At 59.8% G+C, this 9,073-nt stretch carries 11 protein-coding genes; 5 read left to right on the forward strand and 6 right to left on the reverse strand.

The window, feature by feature from the left end; all coding sequences use genetic code 11:
* The 3 genes from JL811_RS19500 to JL811_RS19510 form a co-directional block, all read right to left on the reverse strand.
* Window positions 1-465 (reverse strand): hypothetical protein (locus JL811_RS19500; protein ID WP_202690378.1); only part of this gene is annotated, 465 nt, incomplete at its 3' end.
* Between the two features lie 32 nt (window positions 466-497).
* On the reverse strand, window positions 498-767 hold the full coding sequence (locus tag JL811_RS19505) for a CopG family transcriptional regulator (protein ID WP_202690379.1): 270 nt from the start codon (window positions 765-767) through the stop codon (window positions 498-500).
* Window positions 760-1,374, reverse strand: a complete 615-nt coding sequence (locus tag JL811_RS19510) for a ParA family protein (protein WP_202690380.1) — start codon at window positions 1,372-1,374, stop codon at window positions 760-762. The genes JL811_RS19505 and JL811_RS19510 overlap by 8 nt, the downstream gene beginning before the upstream one ends.
* Window positions 1,375-1,548: 174 nt before the next feature.
* Here JL811_RS19510 and JL811_RS19515 point away from each other — a divergent pair, with 174 nt between their 5' ends.
* The 5 genes from JL811_RS19515 to JL811_RS19535 all read left to right on the forward strand — a co-directional run bounded on the left by JL811_RS19515 (window position 1,549) and on the right by JL811_RS19535 (window position 5,042).
* Window positions 1,549-2,232, forward strand: coding sequence for a recombinase family protein (locus JL811_RS19515; protein ID WP_202690381.1), 684 nt, complete (start codon window positions 1,549-1,551; stop codon window positions 2,230-2,232).
* Window positions 2,229-3,071 (forward strand): replication initiator protein A, encoded by an 843-nt coding sequence (locus tag JL811_RS19520; protein WP_202690382.1) that lies wholly within the window; start codon window positions 2,229-2,231, stop codon window positions 3,069-3,071. The genes JL811_RS19515 and JL811_RS19520 overlap by 4 nt, the downstream gene beginning before the upstream one ends.
* A 288-nt stretch (window positions 3,072-3,359) precedes the next feature.
* A complete protein-coding gene (locus JL811_RS19525) occupies window positions 3,360-3,569 on the forward strand; it encodes a helix-turn-helix transcriptional regulator (RefSeq protein ID WP_202690383.1) in 210 nt (69 codons plus the stop codon).
* 164 nt (window positions 3,570-3,733) lie between these two features.
* Window positions 3,734-4,345 carry a hypothetical protein gene (locus JL811_RS19530; protein ID WP_202690384.1) on the forward strand — a complete coding sequence of 204 codons (612 nt, stop codon included), beginning with the start codon at window positions 3,734-3,736 and terminating at the stop codon, window positions 4,343-4,345.
* 73 nt (window positions 4,346-4,418) lie between these two features.
* The gene (locus tag JL811_RS19535; protein ID WP_202690385.1) at window positions 4,419-5,042 is read left to right on the forward strand and encodes a hypothetical protein; all 624 of its coding nucleotides are present in this window, start codon (window positions 4,419-4,421) and stop codon (window positions 5,040-5,042) included.
* A 452-nt stretch (window positions 5,043-5,494) separates the two neighbouring features.
* Here JL811_RS19535 and JL811_RS19540 read toward each other — a convergent pair whose 3' ends face one another.
* The 3 genes from JL811_RS19540 to JL811_RS19550 all read right to left on the reverse strand — a co-directional run.
* Window positions 5,495-5,827 (reverse strand): type II toxin-antitoxin system HicB family antitoxin, encoded by a 333-nt coding sequence (locus JL811_RS19540; protein ID WP_202690386.1) that lies wholly within the window; start codon window positions 5,825-5,827, stop codon window positions 5,495-5,497.
* Window positions 5,824-6,117, reverse strand: coding sequence for a type II toxin-antitoxin system HicA family toxin (locus JL811_RS19545; protein WP_237685094.1), 294 nt, complete (start codon window positions 6,115-6,117; stop codon window positions 5,824-5,826). Before JL811_RS19545 ends, JL811_RS19540 begins: the two co-directional genes overlap by 4 nt.
* Window positions 6,118-6,222: 105 nt before the next feature.
* Window positions 6,223-9,073: Eco57I restriction-modification methylase domain-containing protein (locus tag JL811_RS19550; RefSeq protein ID WP_237685095.1), on the reverse strand; the 2,851-nt coding region annotated here is incomplete at its 5' end.

Raw genomic sequence — 9,073 nt, forward strand, 5'->3', positions numbered from 1 at the left:
GCCTTCGCCAAAGCCATAAAGGCGCAGCTCGATCATGTTCGAGACAAGCACCCATTTCACGCCCCGCGCGTTCATGGCGTATTCCCACGCCTGTTGAACGGGGGTCTTGTTCCGCCCCTGCATGATCGCGTCCAGGTCGCGGGTATCGGCCCCCTTCAGCTCGAACGGGGCAAGGATTTCAGGGGTCTTTCCCCCGAACCGGCCAAGGGCCAGATCGACACTGCCCCGCAAGATCGCCTGTTCGGTGGCGACGGTGTAATCGGCCCCGCCCGCAGGCCCGTGATAGCCAAGAACACCTTCGATGATCTTTGCCGCGAATTGCCCATGCAGGGCGGTTTCCTTCAGGGCGTAGACACGGCCAGAGCGGATCATTTCGGCCCAGGCGTCCAGTGCGGCCAAGTGATCGGCGGGGATGGTCGCGGGCTTTATGTGCCGTTTCAGGGTCTTGCGGTTGAAAAGGTTCATAATATCACTTCCGCAAATATGCGTTTACGTAACTACGCATTTGCGCGATTAAGGTATTCCGCAAGGGCAGCTTCTAGAATGTCCTGGTGTGTCTGATCGGTTTCGGCGGCATGCATCCGCAGGCGGCGATAGGTTTCGCCATCGAGGGCGAGCGTCAGCCGTTTTTCCCCTTCGCGCTTCTTGGCCGGTTTTGCGGCCTTGCTGGGCGGCTGAAGGGTCGCGCCCCGTTGCGGTATGCCGGTATCTATCGGGCGGGTCTGTGTGTTGAGCATCCCGTCAAGAGACAGTGATTTCCTAACCATCGAGTATTCCCTTCACGTAGGCCCAGACAGCGGCAATCTCGGCCCCCGCCTTGTCGTCGGTTGTTTCGGTGACACCCTGCCCCGTTGCCCCGGTTTCCGCATAGCTGACCCGTTGCGCGATATTGACCGGCGCGACACGGCCATGTTGCGCCAAGACGCGGGCGGCTTCGTCAGTGATCTTGGCGCGGGGGGTCTGTGACAGGGCAAAGGCGAATGGGACGCGGGCAGCGTTCACGGCGGCAATCGTGGCCCCTACAGCGCGCAGATCGTCGGGCGAGGGGCGAACCGGGATCAACACCAGATCAGCGGCCCCTAGCGCCTCGGCCAGCCATTCCGGCGCGGCTGGCGGGGTGTCGATGATGCATAGATCGAATTGCGCCTGTGCGGCGTTCAGGGTGGCCCTGAGAACATCTGGCGCGGGGTCACGGTCCAGCATTGAAGGCCCGTCAGCATCCCGGCCTTCCCACCAGGCGCGCAGTGAGCCTTGCGGATCGAGATCGAGGCAAAGGACGTCGCGGCCATCCTGAGAGGCGGCAACGGCAAGGTTGCGGGCTAGGGTGGTTTTCCCGGCCCCGCCTTTCTGGGCGGCTATGACTATCGTTTTCATGGGCTGACGTTACCGCAGTTCCGCAGAGTCGCAAACGCATAAATTCACACTTGCGCGCTTGCGGAAATACGTAAATACGCATAGATGTATAAAGACGCAACGGACGTAGGGTGTTTATACACCTGACAAAACCTGACATCTGTTGAGAAATGTTAAGGTTCGGGGGATCGCATCATGCACTACGTCACCTATCTGCGGGTCAGCACGGATCGCCAAGGCAAGAGCGGCCTTGGCCTGGACGCGCAGCGCAAGGCGGTGGCGGATCACGTCGCGGGTAAGGGCGAGATCGCAGCGGAATATGTCGAGATCGAAAGTGGCAAGAAGAATGACCGCCCGCAGCTCGCCCGCGCCCTGGCAGAGGCCAAGCGGATCGGCGCTGTTCTTCTGATCGCCAAACTGGACCGCCTCGCCCGCAACGTCGCCTTCATTGCCAATCTTCTGGAAGCAGGGGTCGAGATCGCAGCGGCAGATATGCCAGAGGCAAACCGCTTCCTGTTGCACGTCATGGCGGCAGTCGCAGAGCATGAGGCGCAAGCCATTTCAGACCGCACCCGCGCGGCACTGGCGGCGGCTAAAGCCCGTGGTGTGGCCTTGGGCTGGTCCATGCCGGGAAGGGCAGGGGAACAGCGCCACGCGGCCCGCAAGGGGGCAGAGCGCAACGCAAGGAAAGCCGATCAGCATGCGGCAAATGTCTTGCCGGTTATTCGCCAGATCGCAGCCCGTGGTGTTTCCCTTCGCCAGATCGCGGACGAGCTGAACACGCGCGGCATAAAGACGGCGCGGGGCGGCCTGTGGTATGCCGCGACAGTGCGCAATGTCATGGCACGGGAAAACGAGATCGAGGCCCAAGCGGCATGAGCAAGAACCGCCAGCTTGACCTGTTCGTCGCCCTGATCGGGGATGTGCCGTTCCGTGACGAGCGGGAAGCCATGAGCGCGCCCCTTGTGGCCCTGTCGAAGAACAAGCGCACCCGGATTGAATGGGAAGGCCCCAGCGGGCAACGAGTGCTTGTGACTGCCCCAGAGGAATACGGGGTAGCGACGATCTGGGACTATGACGTCCTTCTGTGGGCAATCTCGCAGATCAACGAGGCGGTGAATGCTGGTCTTCCTGTGTCGCCCCGCGTCCAGTTTCACCCCTACAATCTGCTAAGCGCGGTCGGACGGGATACGGGCGGCAAAGGCTATGCAGAGCTGAAGGCCGCGTTGCATCGCCTGCGGGCAACGGGTGTCGCCTATGAAAGCCCAGCCCTGGAAGGGAAGCGGCGCAAGCTCGGGGCGTTCAACCTGCTATCGGCCTTCCAGATCGAGGAAAGCGACGATGGCAAGGCCAAGGGCGCATGGCTAGAGCTTCCGGCATGGCTGTTCGAGGCCGTGACCAAGGACCGGGACGTCCTGGCGATTTCGCCCAAGTATTTTGACCTGACAAGCGGCCTTGATCGGTTCCTGTATCGCCTCGCCCGTCGCCATGTAGGCAAGCAGGCCGGGTGGATATTCACCTTCCGTGACCTTCACGGGCGCAGCGGATCATCCCAGAGCTACGGCGATTTCGCCCGTGATCTGCGGAAAGCCATCACGCGCAACACCCTGCCCGAATATTCGCTGCGAGAGATCGAGGGCGCGAACGGTCCGTCGCTGTCGATCAACCGTGACCCGGACAAGATCGAGTGGCGACAGGATCGGCGCTACAAGCTCTGAACCTGTGGATAAGTCTGTTTCGGACTCGGGGTATCACCCGTTCAGGGACTCGGGGTATCACCCGTTTTCATTCGGGGTATCACCCGTCCACTTTGGCGGAATAAAGGTGCAATAGCCTGAAAAGACGAGGCATTTTTGAGCGCCCAGATCGGCTAACTGTTTAACTATCTCTTTCAGAGATATTCTTTAACCCCGAAGTTGCCGTTTTGTTCCGAACAAGCCTTTCGAAGTGCGTCTGCTTGTGTTATATCATAACAACGGCATGTTGTGATCTGACACAAGGCATAGATGATGGCGAAAACAGTAACCCAAAATCAGCTAATGACGGTGGCCGATGTAATCTCGGCAATGGGGATCAGTCGCAGCACCTGGCAGAAGCTCGTCGTCCAGAAGCAAACGCCCCCCATTGTGCGGATCGGCGCGGTGCAACGGATCAGGCGGGACGCTTTCGAGGCATGGCTAGGCCAGCACGAAAACGCGGCGGCAGAGAATGCCTGAGAAAAACACCCGTGTTTGATCTGGCGACGAGATATTCCGACGAGATTGCAGAAACCCCTTTTGTTCAACGGGTGCTGAGGCCAGCGGCACGGCCCTTTCCTATAGTAGGAGACAAAAGCCCTCGTCCGTCACGCCATGAGAGGCGCAAAGAGAGGGACAAGCTCATGCGGTTCCGTGAAGCGGTGGCGTTCGCCTATGCGATGGATTGGCCCCTGAATATCGGCCTCACGATCACCTGGGCGGCTCTTGAGACGGCAGGCGAACGCAACGAAGGTCATTGCCTCGGGCGCGGTGAATGGGAACGGGAAAAATACACCCGCGACGAGCTGGCCCGTCTGTGTCGCTCTGAGAGATTGCCCTTTGCCGCCCTCTGGGGGCGCGACGTGGGCATGGACATGGGTTCACACGTTCACCTGTCGATCTTCTGGCCCTCATACAAGCTGGCCCAGTTCGTCGCCGTGATCGAGCGCATAAGCGGCAGCTCTGCGGCCTTTGTGTTGAAGCCCTACGCGGCGGACGTGGTGGCGCGTTCCGTCTGTGGCGGGTGGCAGATCAACATGAACAACCGCAAAGACGACAAGCAAAGCGCCCTTGAATGGGCGGAATACATCGCAGCCCAGCATGCCAAGCACCCGGCCCCGCCCGAGATCAAGGGAAAGGCGTTCGGCATCTCGGAAGCAATCGGGAAGACCGCCCAAGAGCGCGCCAGACCCGTGCTAGAAGCTAGGGAAGCCAAATATGGGTGGATGCGGCAGGCGGCAGCAGAAAGGCACTGAGAGGCCCGCATATCGCCCCTGCGAGGGTATCGGGCATCTTGCCAAATGATTTCGGCAAAATCTGTGAGGGGTCATGGGCGGTAGTGGAAGCGGGCGGCGATGGCATTTCGGGTCCAAGGACACGACAGAAGGCTATCGGTCGATTGATGTGCGATGGCTGAAGCGCGAAGGTATGCTGACGCCGGGGGCAAACCGGCGCATCACCTGGTCGCGGCATGGCGAGGTCGTCGCCTCGGTCAACGTCAGGGCAGAGCTGGGGCGCGTGATCCTGACCTATCGGCACAGAAGCGGCGGCGGCAATGAATGGAAAGACGAAAGCTATCCCGTCCACCTGACGACAACACCATGCCACATGGGCGGCGAACGGCACTGGTTCCTCTGCCCCGCCCGTGGGTGCGGCCAACGTGTTGCGGTGATCTATGGCGGTGGCATCTTCGCTTGCCGCAAGTGCTACCAGCTTGCCTATCCTTCGCAGCGTGAAGACACCGGGGATCGAGCTGCACGGCGGGCACATCGCATCCGTGACCGCATGGGCTGGCCTGGGGGCGTTCTGGAAGGGTCAGGGTGGGGCAAGCCCAAGGGCATGCACTGGCGCACCTATGAACGCCTCTGCGACGAACACGACACGTTCGAACATGCTGTGAACCTGTCCTTCATTGCCCGCTTCGGCCCGATGCTGAAAAAGGGGGGTTTTTGATGGGTGTGAAGTTGGCAAGAAATAGGGACGTATACTTCATAGGTCGCAGAAGACATTCAAGTTGACTTGACGCGATTACCTCGGCAAGCTCATTTTTGTAATGATGGGACACAACAATGCGCCATGTGCTTTACTCGGCCATAATTACATTTTTCCTTACAGGAACTGCATTTTCTGAGGCTGCGACATGTGTTTATGCAGGGCAGTCATACTCTGAAGGTGCAATCAGAGGTTCTCAACAATGCATGCAGGATGGAACTTGGGGGGACGTAGACCGCACGCCGGGTTCAGGCAGTAGTGGTGGGGGTATCTCCATAAATGATATGTGCATGCAGTGTAATTGCTGCATTATGAAAAGCCTCACTGCTCAAATTGATGGGGATAATTTTTTGTTATCCGTTGACGGGCTACGAGCTTGGCTCGCGCAAAGTGAATAGTCAGTAGCTCTCTTTCTACCCTGCGGCCCGATCTAGCACTTCTTCGGCCCACTGGTTCAGGCTCTTGCCCGACAGCTCGGCGGCCAGCGCAGCCTTGCGGTGAACATCAGGGCTGACACGGAACATGACCTGCCCCGAATAGGTCTTCTGCGGTTCCTTGCCGATCTTGGCGCAGGTCTCGATGTAGTCTTCGACAGCCTCATGGAAGGCTTCGCGCAGCCCTTCCACGGTGTCGGCATGAAAGCCCACCCCGTCACGGATACCGGCAATCCGGCCTGTGAAAATTCCATCTTCGTCGTCATACTCGATCCGGGCGGCATAGCCCTTGTAAGTCATGGTGTTGGTCATGGTTTCACCCCGATTCGTTCCAGGAAGTCGCGGGCATCGCGCACCTGGTATCGCTTCGCTTCCTTGGCAGGGTGCGGGCGGTGGAACGTCGCTACCTCGCCATCCTTTTCGAACCGCACCCGTGACCCGCGCCCTTCGATCAGCCGCGCACCTGCCGCCAGCAGCAGGCTTTCGACTGCCGCCCATTCGATGGTGCCTGACACCGGATCGGTGAAGACGGCGGCAAGGGTCTTGCGGTGCTTGCTGTTCATCGGGGCAAGGTAGGTTATGCTAGCGAAAATTGCAAGCATGATGGCGGTGCTTGCCTAAGATCACCCTAAGGCGGGGCGCGGGGTGCCGTTTGAAGTTAACGTTCCTATTTCTTGCCATCTTCCTTCAAAGCCATCGCTGGCCCGTCACACCACGCTTTCCAGCAGCGCGATTTCGTCGGGGGTCAGGTCGAACAGGCCATAGACGATGCTGTCGATCTGGGTTTCGGCCTTGGCAATCTCGGCTGACAGGCGGGCGATCTCAGTTCGGTCGCGGGTGATCCAGTCTTCCCAGGCGGAACGCTCGGCCAGGGGTATGTCAGCCTTGAACACCTTCTTCACCTCGGCCCGGAAAGCGGCGAAGTCGGGCAGGGTCCACCATTCCTGAAGCCGGGTTGTCAGCTTGGGGTCACGGCCAGGGGGGCAGAGATCGGGAATCCGGCGGGTCAGGGCGGCTTGCAGGGTCAGGCGTTCCTGTGCCGCCTTGCTGGCCCGGTCACTTGCTGCGGCAAGATCGGCCCGCGCGCTATCGTTCCACGCCGGGATGGGCACTTGTTCCAGATACTGAACCCGTAGCTCTAAGCGCCACTCGCCCCCGCGCATTGCGGTGCAAATGCCGCGTAGCACACCCCAGATCAGGGTAGAGTTCAACAATCCCAGAAGTGCCTTATCTTCAGACGGGATGAGATAGGTTTTGTCGTTTGAAAAGTAGCCTTGCGGCTCAAAAGAAAACTTCCGGCCCTGCGAGAAGTGCGGATAACTGATCTTGGGTGCAGCGAAGTGGGGCGCATATGCTTCTTGCGCCTGTTGCAGCTCGAACCATTCCTGTTTCGTGGCGCGGGCTTCTAAATCGGCCTTGAAGGGTAGTAGCCAATCACGGATGGCCGGGTAGTCGTCAATCTCGATCCGGTTCTTGGGAATGTAGATCAGCCAAAGGCCGCGCGGTTCTGCCCGCCAGCGTTGAAGGTCTTTGCCTTCAAGGAAGGGCTTCAGAAGATCAGCAGACCGGGGGTCCTGGGCGCAGAGGCGTTCCTTGGTGGTGCTGTCGATCACAAAGGCGGCGTTCAGGCCGGTCTTGATACCGTAGAGCGGTGATCCGTAGACGTCCTTCAGGGTCTTCTTGCCGATCCTGATCTTGTCGCGCAGGGTGCGCAAGGCGGTGTTTTCCAGTTCCCATGAACCGGCCCCAAGGGCGGCCTGCGGATACGGCCCTGCGGCCTTGTTCCATGTGGCCTGAAAGTTGGTTTCTGGCAGCGCGTCCAGTTGCCAGAACCGCAGGTCATGCCCCGTGGGTGCCGATCCGCGTTTCATGGTCAGAATGGCGGGTGTTGTGTTAACTCCTTCGAAAATCTGAAGGTCGCCAAAATCGACAACACTTTCGATGGTCGCTTCGCGCCGCAGATATTCGCGCAAGGGCTTGCCCGATCCGGTCTTGAAGAACGTGTTCGAGGAAATGAACCCCAAGCGCCCGCCCGGCTTCAGCAGGCGCAGGCCCCGTTCGAAGAAGTAGCAGTAAAGATCGGCCCTGTCGGAAACTACCTCATACCGCTTTTCCAGATAGGGCTTCAGCGCCTTCAGGTGTTCCATGCGGACATAGGGCGGGTTGCCCAGAACCACGTCGAACCCGCCTTCGGCAAAGACGCCGGGAAAGGCGGTTTCCCAGGTGAAGGCATGATCTAGATAAGCGAAGTTGCTGTCTTCGATCAGGCTGTCACCCACGCGCAGGTTGCCCGACAGACTGTCCAGAACCTTGCCGCGACGGGCGGTCTTGATCCAGAGCGACAGCTTGGCGATTTCGATGCTTTCCGAGTTCACATCCACCCCGAACAGGTTGTTCGTCAGGATTTCGCTGTCGGGATCGATCAGGTCTTGGATGTGCCGTTCACCTTGCAGCGCGGCAATCTTGTCGTTCACCCGCCCCAGCTCGGCCTTCAGGTAGTCAAAGGCCATGATCAGGAACACGCCCGATCCGCAGGCGGGATCGACAATGCGCAGGGTCTTCAGCCGGTCACGGTAGGCTTGCCAGGCTTCCAGCTCGGCCGATTTTCTGCGCCACTGGATGGCGGCATAGTCGGACAGATCGGCCCCGGCCTTGGCATGGGCGCGCAAGATTCCGGTGAAGGATTCTTCGAGATGTGCGCCAAGCGTTTCGGCCACGATGAACCGGGCGATGTAGTCGGGGGTGTAGACCACCCCGTCACGCTTGCGCCGCCCTGTGGTGCCGGTAGCCTTGGCGTCTTCGGTTTCCTCGCCCCGCGCCTGCGCCTGAAGGCGTTCAACGTCAGCGATGGATTGCTCAAAAATGTGGCCCAAGACGGTGACAGACACTTCGGACGCGAAGTCATAGTCGCCAATCGTCTTGAACCCTTCGCACACATCATCGGGCAGGGTCAGGGCGTTTATCGTGTCGTCCTGGCGGAACAGGCCCCCGTTGTAGCGGGGGATTTTCAGGGCATCACTGCCCTTGTCGATGGCGTTGAACAGGCCCCGGAAATTGTCCCAGACCGGGCGGGGGTTGTAGGGGTCACGGGTGACAAAGGCCTGTGACAGGGTGTTGTCGGGCAGCAGGCCGGTATCTTCGGCAAAGGCGATGAACAGCACCCGGTCGAGGATTTTCTGTGCAACGGCGATTGCGTCCAGAGGGGCGATGGCAGGGTCTGCCGCCTGGACAGCCCCGATCAGCTTCAGGCGCAGCGCCTTGTAGTCGTGATAGAGGTTGTCGGTAATGTCGCGGTCTTCGGCGCGGCTTTGCTTCAGCAGATCGAGGGTGCGGCCCGACAGCAGGCTATCGGCTGACAAAAGCAGCATGAACCGGGCGTATTCGTCGGGATCGGTCAGCCGGTCGAGCTGGAAGGCTTCATAGGCGGTGGTGCCTTCGCCAAAGCCATAAAGGCGCAGCTCGATCATGTTCGAGACAAGCACCCATTTCACGCCCCGCGCGTTCATGGCGTATTCCCACGCCTGTTGAACGGGGGTCTTGTTCCGCCCCTGCATGATC

The sequence above is a fragment of the Szabonella alba genome, from assembly GCF_016765775.1.
GTDB lineage: Bacteria > Pseudomonadota > Alphaproteobacteria > Rhodobacterales > Rhodobacteraceae > Szabonella > Szabonella alba.

What these genes read in the sequence shown, in the direction of transcription:
- JL811_RS19505 (WP_202690379.1), bottom strand. Translation starts at nt 767, where the DNA reads ATGGTTAGGAAATCACTGTCTCTTGACGGGATGCTCAACACACAGACC.
- JL811_RS19510 (WP_202690380.1), bottom strand. Translation starts at nt 1,374, where the DNA reads ATGAAAACGATAGTCATAGCCGCCCAGAAAGGCGGGGCCGGGAAAACC.
- JL811_RS19515 (WP_202690381.1), top strand. Translation starts at nt 1,549, where the DNA reads ATGCACTACGTCACCTATCTGCGGGTCAGCACGGATCGCCAAGGCAAG.
- JL811_RS19520 (WP_202690382.1), top strand. Translation starts at nt 2,229, where the DNA reads ATGAGCAAGAACCGCCAGCTTGACCTGTTCGTCGCCCTGATCGGGGAT.
- JL811_RS19525 (WP_202690383.1), top strand. Translation starts at nt 3,360, where the DNA reads ATGATGGCGAAAACAGTAACCCAAAATCAGCTAATGACGGTGGCCGAT.
- JL811_RS19530 (WP_202690384.1), top strand. Translation starts at nt 3,734, where the DNA reads ATGCGGTTCCGTGAAGCGGTGGCGTTCGCCTATGCGATGGATTGGCCC.
- JL811_RS19535 (WP_202690385.1), top strand. Translation starts at nt 4,419, where the DNA reads ATGGGCGGTAGTGGAAGCGGGCGGCGATGGCATTTCGGGTCCAAGGAC.
- JL811_RS19540 (WP_202690386.1), bottom strand. Translation starts at nt 5,827, where the DNA reads ATGACCAACACCATGACTTACAAGGGCTATGCCGCCCGGATCGAGTAT.
- JL811_RS19545 (WP_237685094.1), bottom strand. Translation starts at nt 6,117, where the DNA reads ATGCTTGCAATTTTCGCTAGCATAACCTACCTTGCCCCGATGAACAGC.